Raw genomic sequence first — 15,902 nt, 5'->3', positions numbered from 1 at the left:
GCCCGTTACCCCGCCAGATGGCACACGGCTTCAATATTGTGTCCGTCTGGCGCAATCACAAACGCGGCGTAGTAACTGGCGTGGTAGTTTGGCCGTAGCCCCGGCGCGCCGTTGTCCTTTCCTCCGGCGGCCAGCGCCGCCTGCCAGAAGGCATCGACCTGCTCGCGGCTGTCGGCGCGAAAGGCAATGTGCAGCGGCGCCGGTTTTTCCGCACTTTGATAGAGGCATAGAGAAGCATCGCCGCTGCCGGCCAGCTCTGCGCCGTAGCTCGGTTCGCCTTCGCCGACCAGCGTTACGCCAAGCGGGGCCAGGGCCTGCAAAAAGAACGCTTTGCTGGCGGCATAGTCGCTAACGCCGAATTTCACATGATCGAATATATCTTCTCTTCTCCTGTGGATGGTATATCACCAGCTGAAGGCGCTAGCCGGACAATAGATACAAGATAGTTAACAACGGTTATTAACTTTTTTAACAGCTCAAAATGTTTAATTATTCCTAATACGAGTATTTACAGACGTTTAATCTGCCATGTACCATAAACAAAAAATAACATTTGTGATACAAGTCACTCTTTTTTGGCGCATGGGTAAGCTCAGCGCGGTGTGAATGCCGCTGGTTTACCGCCTCAAGGTTATGGCAGCACTCTTCTCACGATGACAGACCGGTGAATTTCTCTCCGATTTCCCGCGTTTCGTTGAGAATCGTCTACTATCCAAACGATAACCCTATAAATGATATCGCCTCTGGCGATGTTTTATCCGACTTGCCGGGCCGGGCCAGACGCTAAGCGGTTTAAAAGCGCAATGGTACCGGTTCCAGCACGACATTCACTGGTTTTGTCAGCGACAAAAACAGTAATTTTCAATGACAGGAATGTGATGATGTCGAGCGAGAAAACCAACAATTCCAGGCGTGATTTCCTGGTGAAATCGATGGCGCTGATCCCGACGGTGGTGATCGGCGGCGCGGGAGCAGGGGCTATTGGCGTGGCCACCAGCGCGACCGCGCAGGCGGCCCCCGCTTCAGAGCCAGCCTCCGGGAACACCGCGGCGGCCAGCGACTGGAAGCCGCAGTTCTTCAACGATCGTGAGTGGGCGTTTATCAACGCCGCCGTCGCTCGCTTAATCCCGGCGGATGAACTTGGCCCCGGCGCCAAAGAGGCCGGCGTCCCGGAGTTTATCGACCGCCAGCTCAATACCCCTTACGCCACCGGCTCCATCTGGTATATGCAGGGGCCCTTCAATCCCGACGTGCCGAAAGAGATGGGTTATCAGCTGCCGCTGGTGCCCAAACAGATCTATAACCTCGGGATCGCCGACGCCGAAGCGTGGTGTCAGGACAAATATCATAAAACCTTCGCTGAACTGAGCAGCGAGCAGCAGGACGAGGCGCTCGGCCTGTGGGAATCGGGTAAAGCCGAGTTCAAACAGCTGCCGGCCTCGCTGTTCTTCACCTATCTGCTGCAAAACACCCGCGAAGGGTTCTTCAGCGACCCGATCCATGGCGGCAATAAAGGCATGGTCGGCTGGACGCTGATTAATTTTCCCGGCGCGCGCGCCGACTTTATGGACTGGGTTGAACGGGGCGAACGCTACCCCTTCCCACCGGTATCAATTAATGGGGAGAGGGCGTAATCATGGCCACCGTATTGAAAAAAACCGATGTCGCGATCGTCGGCTTCGGCTGGGTTGGGGCGATCATGGCCAAAGAGCTGACCGAAGCGGGGCTCAACGTCGTCGCGCTGGAGCGCGGCCCGATGCGCGACACCTGGCCGGACGGCGCCTATCCGCAGGTGATTGATGAGCTGACCTACAACATCCGCCGCAAGCTGTTCCAGGATCTGTCGAAAAGCACCGTCACCATCCGGCATAACACCAGCCAACAGGCGGTGCCCTATCGCCAGCTGGCGGCCTTCCTGCCGGGTACCGGCGTGGGCGGCGCCGGGCTGCACTGGTCCGGCGTCCATTTCCGCGTCGATCCCATTGAGCTGCGGATGCGCAGCCACTATGAAGAACGCTACGGCAAAAACTTCATCCCCCAGGATATGATCATCCAGGATTTCGGCGTCACCTACGACGAGCTGGAACCGTTCTTCGATAAAGCGGAAAAAGTATTCGGTACCTCCGGGACCGCCTGGTCGATCAAAGGCAAGGTCGTCGGCAAAGGCCGCGGCGGCAACGCCTTCGCCCCGGACCGCTCGGACGACTTCCCGCTGCCGGCGCAGAAAAACACCTGGTCGGCGCAGCTGTTTGAAAAAGCGGCGCTGGAAGTGGGGTATCACCCCTATAACCTGCCGTCGGCCAACACCTCCGACTCCTATACCAACCCCTACGGCGCGCAGATGGGCCCGTGCAACTTCTGCGGTTTCTGCAGCGGCTACGCCTGCTACATGTACTCTAAAGCCTCGCCGAACGTGAACATTCTGCCGGCGCTGCGCCAGGAAAAACGCTTTGAGCTGCGGACTAACGCCAACGTGCTGAAGGTCAACCTGACCGACGACAAATCCCGCGCCACCAGCGTGACCTACGTCGACGGCCAGGGGCGCGAAATGGAACAGCCGGCGGACCTGGTGATTATCGGCGCCTTCCAGTTCCACAACGTGCACCTGATGCTGCTCTCCGGGATCGGCAAACCGTACAATCCGGAGACCGGCGAAGGGGTGGTGGGGCGTAACTTCGCCTACCAGAACATGACCACCATCAAGGCCATTTTCGACAAAGACACCTATACCAATCCGTTTATCGGCGCGGGCGGCAACGGCGTCGGCGTCGACGACTTCAACGCCGACAACTTCGACCACGGCGCGGCGGGCTTTGTCGGCGGTTCGCCGTTCTGGGTCAACCAGGCCGGGACCAAGCCCATCTCCGGTTTCCCGGTACCGCCGGGCACCCCGGCGTGGGGCAGCAAGTGGAAAGCGGCGGTGGCCGACACCTACACCCATCACCTGTCGATGGATGCCCACGGCGCGCACCAGTCCTATCGGCAGAACTACCTCGATCTTGATCCGAACTACAAAAACGTCTTCGGCCAGCCGCTGCTGCGCATGACCTTCGACTGGCAGGAAAACGACATCAAGATGGCGCAGTTTATGTTCGATAAGATGGCGCCGATCGCCAAAGCGATGAAGCCGAAATATATCCTCGGCAGCCCGAAAAACGCCAACAGCCACTTTGATACCACCACCTACCAGACCACCCATATGAACGGTGGGGCGGTGATGGGGGAAGATCCGAAAACCAGCGCCGTGAACCGTTATCTGCAAAGCTGGGACGTGCATAACGTCTTCGTCATCGGCGCCTCCGCGTTCCCGCAGGGGCTGGGCTACAACCCAACCGGCACGGTGGCCGCGCTGGCCTACTGGTCAGCGAAGGCGATCCGTGAGCAGTATCTGAAAAATCCGGGTCCCCTGGTGCAGGCATAAAGGAAGGCAGATGATGAAAATGCAATGGTTATCGGCCCTGGTGCTTGGGGCATTGAGCTGCGCGGCCTTCGCCGAAGAGGCGCCTGCGGACAGCAATCTGATTAAGCAGGGGGAGTATCTGGCGCGGGCGGGGGACTGTGTCGCCTGCCACACCAACGGCAAAGCGGGGAAACCTTTCGCCGGCGGTTTGCCGATGGAGACGCCGATCGGCACCATCTACTCCACCAATATCACGCCGGATAAAGAACACGGCATTGGCGGGTACACCTTCGAAGAGTTCGACGACGCGGTGCGCAAGGGCGTGCGGAAAGACGGTTCCACGCTCTATCCGGCGATGCCGTATCCCTCGTTCGCGCGGATCAGCGAAGCGGACATGCGCGCCATGTACGCCTACTTTATGCACGGCGTGGAGCCGGTGAATGTCGCCAACAAGGACACCGACATCCCATGGCCGCTGTCGATGCGCTGGCCGCTGGCGTTCTGGCGCGGCATCTTCGCCCCGACGCCGAGCGACTTTGTCGCCAACCCGCAGGTTGACCCGGTGCTGGAGCGCGGCCGCTATCTGGTGGAAGGTCTGGGCCACTGCGGCGCCTGTCATACCCCGCGTAGCCTGACGATGCAGGAAAAAGCGCTCAGCGAAAGCGAAGGCGATGATTACCTGGCGGGCAGCAATGCGCCGATTGACGGCTGGGTCGCCTCCAGCCTGCGCGGCGAAAACCGCGACGGTCTGGGGACCTGGAGCGAAGCCGAGCTGGCCGAGTTCCTCAAAACCGGACGCAACGATAAATCGGTGGTCTTCGGCGGCATGAGCGATGTGGTGGAGCATAGTCTGCAGTATCTCTCTGATGACGACATCACCGCCATCGCCCGCTACCTGAAATCGCTCCCGCCGCGCGGCGGCAAACAGACCCCAGCCCCGGTGGAAGACAGCGTGGCGAAAGATCTGTGGAAGGGTAACGACAGCAAAACCGGCGCCGCGCTGTACGTCGATAACTGCGCCGCCTGCCACCGTACCGACGGCGCGGGCTATAAACGCGCCTTCCCGTCGCTGAAGGGCAACCCGGTGGTACAGACGGAAGATGCCACTTCGCTTATCCACATCGTTCTGACCGGGAGCACCACGCCGGCGGTGAAAGATGCGGTCTCCAACCTGACCATGCCGTCGTTCGGCTGGCGCCTGGACGACCAGCAGGTGGCGGATGTGGTCAATTTCATCCGCACCAGCTGGGGCAACAACGCGCCGGCGGTCAGCGCCAGCGATGTGGCGAAGGTGCGTAAGGAGACCGCGGCGCACGATGAGAAGACGTTAGGCAACGCCGATATCTCGAAGCTGCCGGGGGCCGGACAGTAACCGTCAGGGTTGCGTCGCCCGCGCGGCGCAACCCATACTTAGCGACGACGTAAAATACTGTCTGAATCAAGGAGTTTGCCTTCATGCTGCATGCAGAGCGACTGACCTGCATCGTTGACGATCGACCGCTGTTTGCGGCGCTGACGCTGTCCCTCGCTGCCGGCGAGCTGCTGCAGGTCGCCGGTGATAACGGCGCGGGGAAAACCTCGCTGCTGCGGATCCTCTGCGGCCTGGCGCGCCCGGAAAGCGGGGTGGTGAGCTGGCAGGGCCAGCCGCTGGCGAAGGTCCGGGAGTCATTTCACCGTCAGCTGCTGTGGCTGGGCCATAAACCCGGCGTTAACGCGGCGCTGACCGCCGATGAAAACCTGCGTTTCTTCTTTCCGGCCAGCCGCCTTCAGCAGCGGGAAAGCGCCCTCGCCGCCGTCGGCCTGGCGGGCTATGAAGATCTCCCCTTGAGCCAGCTCTCCGCCGGGCAGCAGCGCCGGGTGGCGCTCACCCGCCTGTGGTTAACCGACGCGCCGCTGTGGATCCTCGATGAGCCGTTCACCGCCCTCGACGCCACGGCGATGGAAACCCTGACCCGTCGCCTGGAGCAGCACGCCCGGCAGGGGGGATGCGCCATCCTCACCACCCACCAGCCGCTGCGGCCGCTGGGCTGTCCGTTGCGCACCCTGCGCCTCGGCGGCGACGCTGGAGGCGGGCAATGATGCGTGCGCTGTTGGCCCGGGAACTGCGCCTGGCGTGGCGCAGCGGGGCGGAGATCCTCAATCCGCTCTGGTTCTTTCTGATCGTCATCACCCTGTTTCCGTTCGGCGTCGGCGCCGCGCCGCAGCTGCTGGCGCAGATTGCGCCGGGCGTGGTGTGGGTCGCCGCGCTGCTGGCGGCGCTGCTGGTGATGGATCGGTTGTTTCGCGACGACTGGCAGGACGGTTCCCTGGAGCAACTGATGCTCCTGCCGACGCCGCTGGTGGCGGTGGTGCTGGTGAAGGTGGTTGCCCACTGGATGATGAGCGGCCTGCCGCTGCTGATCGTCTCGCCGCTGGCGGCGCTGCTGCTGGGGATGAGTCTGCATGACGCCGGTGTGCTGGCGCTGACCTTGCTGCTTGGCACCCCGACGCTCAGTTTTCTCGGCGCGGTGGGGGTTGGCCTGACGGTCGGCCTGAAGCGCGGCGGCGTCCTGCTGAGCCTGCTGGTGCTGCCGCTGGCGGTGCCGCTGCTGATTTTCGCCACCGCGGCCTGCCAGGCGGCGGCCGCCGAGCTCCCGGCCAGCGGCTATCTGGCGATGCTGGCGGCGTTCTTAACCGCCAGCGCCACCCTGTGTCCGTTCGCCACCGCCGCTGCGCTGCGGCTGACCGTGCGATAACTCGCTGCGCCTGCGGGCGCGGCCATCATAACCGTGTGAGTAAGCGTCTATGTGGAAAGCGTTACATCAACTGGCGATCCCCGAGCGGCTGTACCGCCTGTGCGGATGCTGGATCCCCTGGCTGGCGGCGTTGAGCGCGCTGTTGCTGGTCATCGGCCTGGGGTGGGGCTTTGGCTTCGCCCCCGCGGACTATCAGCAGGGGGAAAGCTACCGGATCATGTACCTTCACGTTCCGACGGCGATGTGGTCGATGGGGCTGTACCTGGCGATGGCCGTCGCGGCCTTCGTCGGGGTGGTCTGGCAGATCAAAATGGCCGATCTGGCGATCGCCGCCCTGGCGCCGGTGGGGGCGGTCTGCACCCTGGTGGCGCTGGTCAGCGGCGCGGCATGGGGCAAGCCGATGTGGGGGACCTGGTGGATCTGGGACGCCCGTCTGACCTCGGAGCTGGTGCTGCTGTTTCTGTATGCCGGGGTCATCGCCCTGTGGCACGCCTTTGACGACCGGCGGCTGGCCGGGCGCGCGGCGGGGATCCTCGTGCTGGTCGGGGTGGTCAATCTGCCCATCATTCATTACTCGGTCTACTGGTGGAACACCCTGCACCAGGGCTCGACCAACCTGCAGCAAACCATCGACCCAAGCATGCGTCTGCCGCTGCGGATCTGCATCTTTGCCTTCCTCACGCTGTCGGTCACCCTGACCCTGATGCGCCTGCGTAACCTGATCCTGCAACTGGAGCGCCGTCGACCGTGGGTGGTGGCGCTGGTGAATAAAGGAGCCGCCCGATGAGCCCCGCCTTTTCGTCTTTCGCCGCCTTCCTGAATATGGGCGGCTATGCCGTGTACGTCTGGCTGGCGGTGGCCGTGACCGTCGCCGCCTTTGCCCTGCTGATGGTGCACACTCTGTGGGCGCGGCGGGCGCTGTTCCATGAGGTACGACGCCAGCAGGCGCGCGAGCGGCGGATCGCTGCCGCCCGCGAACATGACAAGGAGGCCGCGGATGCAAGCGCGTCGTAAAATCCGGCTGTATATCGTGCTGGCGGTGCTCGCCGGCCTCGGGCTAACCGTCAGCCTGACGCTGTACGCCCTGAGCAGCAATATCGATCTGTTCTACACCCCGGGGGAAATTATCTACGGTAAAACGGAAACCCGGGCGCTGCCCCATACCGGGCAGCGCCTGCGGGTGGGGGGCTACGTTCAGCCGGGCTCCCTGCAGCGCGACCCGCAAACTCTCGATGTGCGCTTTAAGCTGTATGACGCCCGCGGGGTGGTGGACGTCAGCTATAAGGGCATTTTGCCGGACCTGTTTCGTGAAGGGCAGGGCGTGGTGGCCCAGGGCGTGCTGGACGGCGAGCGGCATATTACCGCCCAGCAGGTGCTGGCCAAACATGATGAAAATTACACGCCGCCGGAGGTGAAAAACGCCATGACGCCGGAGAAAACGGGGACGCAGCCATGATGCCGGAGCTGGGCAACTTTTTATTGTGTCTGGCGGCGGGGCTGGCGCTGCTCCTGAACGTCTATCCCCTGTGGGGCGCGGCGCGGCAGGATCGGCCGCTGATGGCCCTGGCGCGGCCGCTGGCCTGTGGGCTATTCGCCTGTATCGGCGGCGCCTTCCTGCTGCTGGTGCACGCCTTTGTGGTCAATGACTTTACCGTCCGCTACGTGGCGGAAAACTCCAACAGCGCGCTGCCGGTGTGGTATCGGGTGGCGGCAACCTGGGGGGCGCACGAGGGCTCGCTGCTGCTGTGGGTTCTGCTGCTCAGCGTCTGGACCTTCGCCGTCGCCATCTTCAGCCGCCGGATGCCGCTCGACGCCGTCGCCCGGGTGCTGGCGGTGATGGGGATGATCGCCTTTGGTTTCCTGCTGTTTATCCTCTTCACCTCCAATCCGTTCAGCCGCGGCCTGCCGCAGTACCCCATTGATGGCCGCGACCTCAATCCACTGCTGCAGGATATCGGCATGATTTTCCATCCGCCGATCCTCTATATGGGTTACGTCGGCTTCTCGGTGGCTTTCGCCTTCGCCATCGCCTCGCTGCTGGCGGGCCGGCTGGATACTGCCTGGGCGCGCTGGTCGCGTCCCTGGACCCAGGCGGCATGGATGTTCCTCACTCTCGGCATCGTGCTGGGCTCGGCGTGGGCATACTACGAACTGGGCTGGGGCGGCTGGTGGTTCTGGGACCCGGTGGAAAACGCCTCGTTTATGCCGTGGCTGGTGGGAACCGCGCTGCTGCACTCCCTGGCGGTAACCGAGAAGCGGGGCAGCTTCCGCGCCTGGACGGTGCTGCTGGCCATCGCCGCCTTCTCCCTGTGCCTGCTGGGCACCTTCCTGGTGCGCTCCGGGGTGCTGGTTTCGGTGCATGCCTTCGCCTCGGATCCGTCGCGCGGGCTGTTTATTCTGGTACTGCTGATTGTCGCCATCGGCGGATCGCTGCTGCTGTACGCCCTGAAGGGCGGCCGGGTGCGGGCGCGGGTGGAACATACGCTGTGGTCGCGCGAGTCGTTCCTGCTTGGCAACAATATCTTGCTGATGGCCGCGATGCTGGTGGTGCTCCTCGGGACGCTGCTGCCGCTGGTGCATAAAGAGCTGGGCCTCGGCAGCATCTCCATCGGCGAGCCGTTCTTTAACACCATGTTCACCGCCCTGATGGCGCCGTTTGCGCTGCTGCTGGGGCTGGGACCGCTGATCCGCTGGCGGCGCGATGACGTCGCCAGGCAGATTAAGCGCCTGATTATCGCTCTGCTGGTGACGTTGTCACTTTCTCTGGCGCTGCCGTGGCTGCTGCAGGACCGTATCACCGCCATGGCGGTCATAGGCCTGATGATGGCCCTGTGGGTGCTGATCTTCGCCCTGATGGAGGTTCACGAACGGGCCACCCATCGCCACGGCTTCTGGCGCGGCCTGCGCACGCTGACCCGCAGCCAGTGGGGGATGGTGCTCGGTCACGTCGGCGTGGCGGTGACCGTTATCGGCATCACCTTCAGCCAGAACTACAGCGTGGAGCGCGATGTACGGATGCGCCCCGGCGACAGCATCGATATCCACCGCTATCACTTTGTGTTTAACGGCGTGCGCAATATCGTCGGCCCCAACTGGACCGGCGGCGAAGGCATTATCGCCGTGACCCGCAACGGCCGCCCGGAAACGACGCTGTATGCCGAGAAACGCTTTTACACCGCCAGCCGGATGATGATGACCGAGGCGGCGATCAGCGGCGGGCTGACCCGCGATCTGTACGCCGCGCTAGGGGAAGAGCTGAGCGACGGCAGCTGGGCGGTGCGTCTGTACTATAAACCGTTCGTTCGCTGGATCTGGTACGGCGGGGTGCTGATGGCCCTCGGCGGTCTGTGCTGCATGCTCGATCCGCGCTACCGGATGCGTAAGAAGCTGCAGGAGGCCTCATGAACCGGAAGCTATTGTTTATCCCGCTGGTGCTGTTTCTGGCGCTGGCCGCCGCGCTGTTCTGGCAGCTGATGCGCAACGCCGATGGCGATGACCCGACGACCCTCGAGTCGGCGCTGATTGGCAAACCGCTGCCGGAATTTCGCCTTGAAGCGCTGAATACCCCCGGTCAGACGCTGGACCGACGGACGCTGATTGACGGCAAGCCGCTGCTGCTCAACGTCTGGGCCACCTGGTGTCCAACCTGTCGCGCCGAGCATCAGTTTCTCAACGGCCTGGCGCAGCAGGGCGTGCGGGTGGTGGGGATGAACTACAAAGACGATCGCCAGAAGGCGATGAGCTGGCTGCAGCGCCTGGGTAATCCCTACAGGCTGAGCCTCTACGACGGCAACGGCATGCTTGGCCTGGATCTCGGGGTCTATGGCGCGCCGGAGACGTTTCTCATCGACGGTCAGGGCATTATCCGCTGGCGGCACGCCGGCGACCTGAACGAACGGGTGTGGCGCGAGGAGCTCCAGCCGCTGTGGGATCAATACAACCGGAGGGCGGGCTGATGAGAGGGGTAATGGTCATCCTGCTGGCGCTGATGCTGACCGGCCAGGCGTGGGCCGCCATCGATACCTGGCAGTTTAAGGATGAGGCCCAGGAGCAGGCCTTCCGCGAGATCACCTCCCAACTGCGCTGCCCTAAATGCCAGAACAACAGCATCGCCGACTCAAACGCGATGATTGCCGCTGATATGCGGCAGAAGGTGTACGAGCTGATGCAGCAGGGTAAAACGAAAGGGCAGATCGTTGACTATATGGTGGCCCGCTACGGTCATTTTGTCAGCTATGAGCCGCCGCTGACCGCGGGCACGGTGCTGCTGTGGCTGGGACCGGGGTTGTTCGTGCTGGCGGGCGCGGGAGTGATTATCGCCCGCGCCCGCCGTCGCGACATTCCTGACGCGGCGCTCAGCGCCGAAGAGCGCCAGCGGCTGGCGGCATTATTGAAAGAAGGAAAAGAACGATGAGCCTGTTGGTGGTTATCGTCGCGCTGCTGCTGGCTGGCGCGCTGGGGCTGCTGTACTTCCCGTGGTCGGGCAAAGGGGCGGTAGACCGCGATGCCCTCAACCGCGCCCTGTACCAGTCGCGCCTGCAGGAGCTGGCGCAGGAGCGCGGCGAGGACAACCCGGCGCTGGTCGTCGAGCTTCAGCGCACGCTGCTGACCGATATCCCGCCGCAGCCGCTGCCTGGCGAACGGCCGCTACGCCGCTGGGCGTTGTTTCCGGGCGCGCTGCTGCTGGTGGTCCTGAGTCTCGGCCTGTATCTGAAAACCAGCGATATTGGCCAGGTGCTGCTCTGGCAGCAGGCTGAACGGCATTATCCTGCGCTGTTGCAGCAGGTTAAGGACCCGACGGCGGCGCCGCTGCGAATGGATGAGCTGGCGGAGCTGCGGCTTGGCCTGCGCAGCCACCTGCAGGATACCCCGAACGACCTCGCCGGCTGGCAGCTGCTTGGGCGGCTGGGCCTGTTGTTAAACGATGGCGAGACGGCGATCGGCGCCTTTGGCCGGGCGCATGCTCTGGCGGCGGATGACCCGGCGGCGGCTTTCGATTACGCCAGCGCGCTGGTACGGGCGGGAGATAGCGGCCAGGTTCGGATGGGCGAGCTGCTGCTGCGCGACCTGCATCAGCGGCAGCCGAACAGCCTGCCGGTGCTGGAGATGCTGGCCCTGAGCGCGGTGCGCAATGAAGATTACCCCGAGGCCGTGGCGGCCCTGCAGGCGTTACTGGCCCGGCTGCCGAAAGGGGATGCGCGGCGCGAGGCGATCGTCCGCCAGCTGGCGCAAGCGCAGCAGCAGGCACAATAACTGCCCGGCGGCGCTGAACGTGGGGTCTGCCGCGAGGGCGGTACGGTCAGCCCTGGTTTTGTAGGCCGGGTAAGGCGCAGCCGCCACCCGGCACCCGGCACAAAATCGGCTCCGTGCCCGCTGTCCTTGCCCGGCGGCGCTACGCTTGCGCGGGCCTACGAAGGGCGCGAATAGAGCGCCAAATCGCGGGTAGCCTTTGTAGGCCGGGTAAGGCGCCAGCCGCCACCCGGCAACATATTGGGCACGGAGCCTGATTTCTTGCCGGCGGTGGTGGAGACTATTATCGGTTTCCTGGTTCTCAGCCCGGGAAAGCGTTTCTCACGCGTGACTTCAGCGTACTCTGTGCTCCCGCTTCGTGGTGCTATGGAATTCTATATGTTCTGAAAAGGATCTATCCATGAGTGTCCTCTTTCCACCCAGGCTGGCTCCAGGAGATGTTATTGGTGTAACCGCTCCCTCTTCTGGCGTACCTGAACATCTGCATCCCAGACTGGAACTCGCCATAAAAAACCTAAAGAAAAGAGGTTACCAGGTCCGCGAAGGACGCTGCTTACGCTCGCAGTACAAAAATAAAAGCGCAACTAAATTTTCTCGCGTTGAAGAATTAATGTCTTATCTTACTGACCCAGATATAAAAGCTGTTATGCCACCTTGGGGCGGTGATCTGGCGATGGAATTACTTGATTTGATTGATTTTGATCTGTTGTCCCGGTCTAAACCAAAATGGTTTGTGGGCTTTTCAGATCTTAGTACACTTCATTTCCCACTGACGACGATATCGGGCTGGGCTACTTTGCATGGGCCGAACCTCATGGATCTTGGCGCTCAAAAGTTAGATGCCACCACTCAGGCCGTATGGGAAATTCTGGAATCGAATCGGGGAACTGTAATCAAACAGTACTCTTCAACAGCATTTCAAGCGGATGAAAATCAATGGGGAACAGCGTCAGACGGAGGTTTCAATCTGACCCAAAAAACACAGTGGAAACGCCTTGATGGTGTTACATCTTCTCTGACATTTAGCGGGAAACTGATCGGCGGCTGCCTCGAAATAATATCCAGGTTAGCAGGTACACCATTCGGGAATGTGCCCTTGTTCAAGGCGAGCAATAGCCCTCAAGGAATAATCCTCTATTTTGAAAATGTGGAAATGGCTCCCTGTGAATTAACACGCGCATTATTTAGCTTACGATTACAGGGTTGGTTTGATAACTTAAATGGTGTTCTTATCGGCAGAAGTGCTGCACCCGACGTAAGCGACCCGACTAAACATAATTATCTGGATGCCCTTAAAGCCGCTTTTGAGAATATTGCCGTGCCCGTACTGTATGATGTTGATATTGGCCACATACCTCCTCAAATATCCCTGGTCAATGGAGCCGATGCGACGGTATTTTTCGCTGAAAATGGTAGCTGGGTAACTCAGCAGTTGTAGATAAGGCATTATTAATAATAAAGGCGGGCCTTGCTGTTCTTTTGCACTGAAGATCCGCTCTTCGTTCAGAGCGGATCTTCAGTGCAGTTAACTTTTCCGATTCGTGCAAGGCGCGGACAATGGTCCGGATTAATTTCTGTTAATAAAGAAGCAAGTCGGTCCATATACTCTCCATAATTTGCAAAAAATAAATCAACAAACCTCTGTCAGAATTTCCTTTCTGAACCGGAGGCGTTATGAACAAAATAAACTATCAAATCAAATACATTGAATATTTGTTGAGAAAATGCAGAACAATTTTGACTAATGACATTTCATTTCATGCAGACAGGTTAAGAGAAATATCTGGCACATATCCGGATTTACTCAACCCTGTAACGCTTAATGAGAAAATTTGCCATCGCATTTTATTTATCCACAACCCATTTTATACATTGCTTGCTGATAAACTTCTGGTCAGGCAGTATGTTGAGAAACGGACTAATTTAATTAAGCTTATTCCTTTAGTAGGTGTTTATAATAGAGTTGATGATATTGATTTCGACAAACTTCCCTCAAAATTTGTTTTGAAATGCAATCATGATAGTGGTAGCGCGGTCATATGCACGGATAAAACGAATATTGATCCCGCTAAGGTTAAAAGCAAATTAAAACTATCTCTTAAAAAGAATATGTATTATACGACCCGAGAATGGCAGTATAAAAACATACCACCCGTGATCCTATGCGAAATGTATCTGGATCTATTTTCCAGTAAACACCGGAATATAACTCCGGAAATGATAAGAATACATTGCTTTCACGGTGTGGCATGTTTTATCGAGGCCGACTTTACTGACAGCGATGGAAACGAATTCATTAACGTTTATGACAGAGCGTGGAATTTACAACCCTTTCAGATGGAATACCCAAACACGCCATTGCCGGTTGATGAACCAGAATCATTTCATAAATCCGTTATTGCCGCCCAGGACTTAGCAAAAGAAATAGACTACTGCCGCGTCGATCTTATGCTAAAAGGAGATGATATCTATTTCAGCGAAATAACATTAAGTCCCAAAAGAGGCAAACTTAAAATCACCCCATCAATTTGGGACGCAAAACTCGGCAGTATGTGGGATCTGTCTCTTGCTAAAACAGGTTCGATCGAGCCTGTGTATTCATGCCCTTAAACAGGCCATGAGAGTTTGAAAAGTGAGCCATTTTCTGGTGTTAAACTATAGCTAACGTCTCCACCGTGGGCGCACATAATGGCTTTAACTACCGACAACCCTAAACCACAGCCCTCTGGATTAATATTTTTGGCGTATTCTCCTCGCTGAAAAGGCTGGAATAAGGACTTCTGGAGTTCTTCAGGAATTCCAGGTCCTTTGTCCTGAACGATAATAAAATTATCGTTTCCTGCAATACCATTCTTTATTAACAGCGTTTGTGATGTGGAATATTTTAAGGCATTGTCAAAAAGAACGGTGAGGCACTGAATAATGCGTAAGGGATCGCAAACGCAATACTGATGGTTAATCTCAGTGACAATTTTGAAATGCTTTTTATCAAAGTCCGGCCAAAAGGTATCAAGCGCATTTGAAATCGTGGCCTTGAGATCGACTTCACTCAGCATCAAGGAGTACCCAGCGCCTCCTGACGAACTCACGACGCGGAGATCCTCAATTAAGTTGGTCAGACCTTCAGTTTGTTTAAGAAGGTTCCTGAATAACGACGGTTCTGGTTCGAACACGCCATCAACCAGTCCCTGAAGCCTCCCACGTAAGATAGTCACCGGCGTCCGGAGTTCATGAGCAATTGCAGCATTCCATAAATTTCGCTGCGCATCCAGCGTCTGTAACTTTTCAGCCATCTCATTAAAGTCATTGACGAGCCTATTCATCTCTCCCAACTTAGAACTGCTGTTAAATGCTCTGGCACTAAGGTTTCCCTGAGAGATTTGTTTCAGGCTGTATGCGACGTCATTGAGTGGGTTGAATATTCTTGCAGACAGCTTTACGGTAAAGAAAAGTGCAACGACCAGACTGGTAACGGACGCCATCAGAATCCACATCCAGTCAAGGAATGTCATAGCATCTTCACTGCCTTCGTTCATTCCACCCGGCAGGTAATAAATCAGGAAACTATAAAATAAGTAGGAACCGAGTATTGCAATGGCAATAATAACAAACGTTAACAACAACATATATGTCAAAATCTGACGGCTCAGAATCGTTTCTTTGTTCATTTTTTGTCACCCAACCGGTAGCCTAATCCTCGGATGCTTTCCGGAATGCCCTTCAATCCGGCATGTTCAAGCTTTTTCCGAAGTTTACTCATATGACTGTCTACAGTACGATCCAGCGAGTCTCCCTCAGGTAAACACGCATCGAGTAACTCTTCACGTGAACAGACTTTTCTCGGGTTTCTCGCCAAATAGGTTAAAAGCTTAAACTCAGTGGTGGTTAATACTGGCGTGGAAACCTCACCTTGTGCAGTGATTTCAACGTAAAACTCATCAGGATAAATCGTTAAAAAAGGCGTTCTTAAAGGCCGTGAATGTGTAGACTCTGCAACCGGTCTGGTTCTGCGAAGCACAGCTTCAACCCGGGCAATAACCTCAGATGGATTGAAGGGTTTTATCACATAGTCGTCAGCCCCGAGCCGTAGCCCCATCAGTTTATCAACGTCTTGATCCAGTGCTGTCACCATGATGACCGGTACATTCGTTTCCTTTCTTAACGTGGTGAGAACATTCCAGCCATCGTACACGGGCAGGTGGATGTCCAATAGCAGGAGATCAGGCTTGTTCAGACGGGTAAGATTGATTGCCTGCTCACCGTCTTCGGCTCTTAAGGTTTTCATACCTGCCTTACGTAAATAGCCTGTCAGTATGGCAGCGATGTCATCATCGTCTTCTGCGACGATAATCAGATTGTTGTTGTTCATATTTTCTTCCACAGTGCTGATGACAACATGCATTTTACCCTGAAAGCACTTTTATCGTCATGCTTAAAGCTCTTTAACTCAATTACAAACATTAATTTTCAATTTGATGTCTTTTGACAGGTACTTTTTGGAAAAGTTCATCAAGAAA

17 protein-coding genes are annotated in these 15,902 nt (G+C 58.0%); 14 read left to right on the top strand and 3 right to left on the bottom strand.

Going from position 1 to position 15,902, the window contains the following annotated elements; translation table 11 throughout:
* Nucleotides 1–5: 5 nt before the first annotated feature.
* Entirely contained in the window at nucleotides 6–377 is a 372-nt protein-coding gene (locus tag BHE81_RS08155; RefSeq protein WP_002908289.1) for a VOC family protein, read from the bottom strand.
* Nucleotides 378–878: 501 nt separating this feature from the next.
* Between BHE81_RS08155 and BHE81_RS08150 the strand changes: the two genes are divergently transcribed.
* The 14 genes from BHE81_RS08150 to BHE81_RS08085 all read left to right on the top strand — a co-directional run bounded on the left by BHE81_RS08150 (nucleotide 879) and on the right by BHE81_RS08085 (nucleotide 13,995).
* Nucleotides 879–1,634 (top strand): gluconate 2-dehydrogenase subunit 3 family protein, encoded by a 756-nt coding sequence (locus BHE81_RS08150; RefSeq protein WP_004175724.1) that lies wholly within the window; start codon nucleotides 879–881, stop codon nucleotides 1,632–1,634.
* 2 nt (nucleotides 1,635–1,636) lie between these two features.
* A complete protein-coding gene (locus tag BHE81_RS08145; RefSeq protein ID WP_023301832.1) occupies nucleotides 1,637–3,421 on the top strand; it encodes a GMC family oxidoreductase in 1,785 nt (594 codons plus the stop codon).
* Nucleotides 3,422–3,431: 10 nt separating this feature from the next.
* Nucleotides 3,432–4,772: a c-type cytochrome gene (locus BHE81_RS08140; RefSeq protein ID WP_031591384.1), complete on the top strand. Its 1,341-nt coding sequence runs from the start codon at nucleotides 3,432–3,434 to the stop codon at nucleotides 4,770–4,772.
* An 83-nt stretch (nucleotides 4,773–4,855) separates the two neighbouring features.
* Nucleotides 4,856–5,479 (top strand): cytochrome c biogenesis heme-transporting ATPase CcmA, encoded by a 624-nt coding sequence (gene ccmA, locus BHE81_RS08135; RefSeq protein WP_004151165.1) that lies wholly within the window; start codon nucleotides 4,856–4,858, stop codon nucleotides 5,477–5,479.
* Nucleotides 5,476–6,135 (top strand): heme exporter protein CcmB, encoded by a 660-nt coding sequence (gene ccmB, locus BHE81_RS08130; RefSeq protein ID WP_032428317.1) that lies wholly within the window; start codon nucleotides 5,476–5,478, stop codon nucleotides 6,133–6,135. The genes ccmA and ccmB overlap by 4 nt, the downstream gene beginning before the upstream one ends.
* A 49-nt stretch (nucleotides 6,136–6,184) precedes the next feature.
* Nucleotides 6,185–6,922: a heme ABC transporter permease gene (locus tag BHE81_RS08125; protein ID WP_004189553.1), complete on the top strand. Its 738-nt coding sequence runs from the start codon at nucleotides 6,185–6,187 to the stop codon at nucleotides 6,920–6,922.
* Nucleotides 6,919–7,149 (top strand): heme exporter protein CcmD, encoded by a 231-nt coding sequence (ccmD, locus tag BHE81_RS08120; protein WP_021440285.1) that lies wholly within the window; start codon nucleotides 6,919–6,921, stop codon nucleotides 7,147–7,149. The genes BHE81_RS08125 and ccmD overlap by 4 nt, the downstream gene beginning before the upstream one ends.
* Nucleotides 7,133–7,591: a cytochrome c maturation protein CcmE gene (gene ccmE / locus BHE81_RS08115; protein WP_021440284.1), complete on the top strand. Its 459-nt coding sequence runs from the start codon at nucleotides 7,133–7,135 to the stop codon at nucleotides 7,589–7,591. The genes ccmD and ccmE overlap by 17 nt, the downstream gene beginning before the upstream one ends.
* Entirely contained in the window at nucleotides 7,588–9,540 is a 1,953-nt protein-coding gene (locus tag BHE81_RS08110) for a heme lyase CcmF/NrfE family subunit (protein WP_021440283.1), read from the top strand. The genes ccmE and BHE81_RS08110 overlap by 4 nt, the downstream gene beginning before the upstream one ends.
* Entirely contained in the window at nucleotides 9,537–10,091 is a 555-nt protein-coding gene (locus tag BHE81_RS08105; RefSeq protein ID WP_002908216.1) for a DsbE family thiol:disulfide interchange protein, read from the top strand. The genes BHE81_RS08110 and BHE81_RS08105 overlap by 4 nt, the downstream gene beginning before the upstream one ends.
* A gap of 11 nt (nucleotides 10,092–10,102) precedes the next feature.
* Nucleotides 10,103–10,549, top strand: coding sequence for a cytochrome c-type biogenesis protein (locus BHE81_RS08100; protein WP_014599186.1), 447 nt, complete (start codon nucleotides 10,103–10,105; stop codon nucleotides 10,547–10,549).
* Nucleotides 10,546–11,388 (top strand): c-type cytochrome biogenesis protein CcmI, encoded by an 843-nt coding sequence (ccmI, locus tag BHE81_RS08095; RefSeq protein WP_032428316.1) that lies wholly within the window; start codon nucleotides 10,546–10,548, stop codon nucleotides 11,386–11,388. The genes BHE81_RS08100 and ccmI overlap by 4 nt, the downstream gene beginning before the upstream one ends.
* Nucleotides 11,389–11,785: 397 nt before the next feature.
* Entirely contained in the window at nucleotides 11,786–12,823 is a 1,038-nt protein-coding gene (locus BHE81_RS08090; protein ID WP_032428315.1) for a S66 family peptidase, read from the top strand.
* 236 nt (nucleotides 12,824–13,059) lie between these two features.
* A complete protein-coding gene (locus BHE81_RS08085; protein ID WP_004148636.1) occupies nucleotides 13,060–13,995 on the top strand; it encodes an ATP-grasp fold amidoligase family protein in 936 nt (311 codons plus the stop codon).
* Here BHE81_RS08085 and ccrB read toward each other — a convergent pair.
* A complete protein-coding gene (gene ccrB / locus BHE81_RS08080; RefSeq protein WP_021440280.1) occupies nucleotides 13,992–15,053 on the bottom strand; it encodes a HAMP domain-containing histidine kinase CrrB in 1,062 nt (353 codons plus the stop codon). The two genes, BHE81_RS08085 and ccrB, sit on opposite strands and share 4 nt — an antisense overlap.
* Nucleotides 15,050–15,754, bottom strand: a complete 705-nt coding sequence (locus tag BHE81_RS08075; RefSeq protein WP_004151175.1) for a response regulator — start codon at nucleotides 15,752–15,754, stop codon at nucleotides 15,050–15,052. Before BHE81_RS08075 ends, ccrB begins: the two co-directional genes overlap by 4 nt.
* Nucleotides 15,755–15,902: the final 148 nt, after the last annotated feature.

It is taken from the genome of Klebsiella sp. AqSCr, from assembly GCF_008452795.1.
Taxonomy (GTDB): domain Bacteria; phylum Pseudomonadota; class Gammaproteobacteria; order Enterobacterales; family Enterobacteriaceae; genus Klebsiella; species Klebsiella pneumoniae.
This window is presented reverse-complemented; position numbering and strand designations above follow the sequence as displayed.

Bases quoted from the DNA above. Each gene is read 5' to 3' on its own strand.
- BHE81_RS08075 (WP_004151175.1), bottom strand. From the start codon at position 15,754: ATGAACAACAACAATCTGATTATCGTCGCAGAAGACGATGATGACATC.
- ccmE (WP_021440284.1), top strand. From the start codon at position 7,133: ATGCAAGCGCGTCGTAAAATCCGGCTGTATATCGTGCTGGCGGTGCTC.
- BHE81_RS08105 (WP_002908216.1), top strand. From the start codon at position 9,537: ATGAACCGGAAGCTATTGTTTATCCCGCTGGTGCTGTTTCTGGCGCTG.
- BHE81_RS08085 (WP_004148636.1), top strand. From the start codon at position 13,060: ATGAACAAAATAAACTATCAAATCAAATACATTGAATATTTGTTGAGA.
- BHE81_RS08150 (WP_004175724.1), top strand. From the start codon at position 879: ATGATGTCGAGCGAGAAAACCAACAATTCCAGGCGTGATTTCCTGGTG.
- BHE81_RS08100 (WP_014599186.1), top strand. From the start codon at position 10,103: ATGGTCATCCTGCTGGCGCTGATGCTGACCGGCCAGGCGTGGGCCGCC.
- BHE81_RS08090 (WP_032428315.1), top strand. From the start codon at position 11,786: ATGAGTGTCCTCTTTCCACCCAGGCTGGCTCCAGGAGATGTTATTGGT.
- BHE81_RS08145 (WP_023301832.1), top strand. From the start codon at position 1,637: ATGGCCACCGTATTGAAAAAAACCGATGTCGCGATCGTCGGCTTCGGC.
- ccmA (WP_004151165.1), top strand. From the start codon at position 4,856: ATGCTGCATGCAGAGCGACTGACCTGCATCGTTGACGATCGACCGCTG.
- ccmI (WP_032428316.1), top strand. From the start codon at position 10,546: ATGAGCCTGTTGGTGGTTATCGTCGCGCTGCTGCTGGCTGGCGCGCTG.
- ccmB (WP_032428317.1), top strand. From the start codon at position 5,476: ATGATGCGTGCGCTGTTGGCCCGGGAACTGCGCCTGGCGTGGCGCAGC.
- BHE81_RS08140 (WP_031591384.1), top strand. From the start codon at position 3,432: ATGATGAAAATGCAATGGTTATCGGCCCTGGTGCTTGGGGCATTGAGC.
- ccrB (WP_021440280.1), bottom strand. From the start codon at position 15,053: ATGAACAAAGAAACGATTCTGAGCCGTCAGATTTTGACATATATGTTG.
- BHE81_RS08125 (WP_004189553.1), top strand. From the start codon at position 6,185: ATGTGGAAAGCGTTACATCAACTGGCGATCCCCGAGCGGCTGTACCGC.
- BHE81_RS08110 (WP_021440283.1), top strand. From the start codon at position 7,588: ATGATGCCGGAGCTGGGCAACTTTTTATTGTGTCTGGCGGCGGGGCTG.
- ccmD (WP_021440285.1), top strand. From the start codon at position 6,919: ATGAGCCCCGCCTTTTCGTCTTTCGCCGCCTTCCTGAATATGGGCGGC.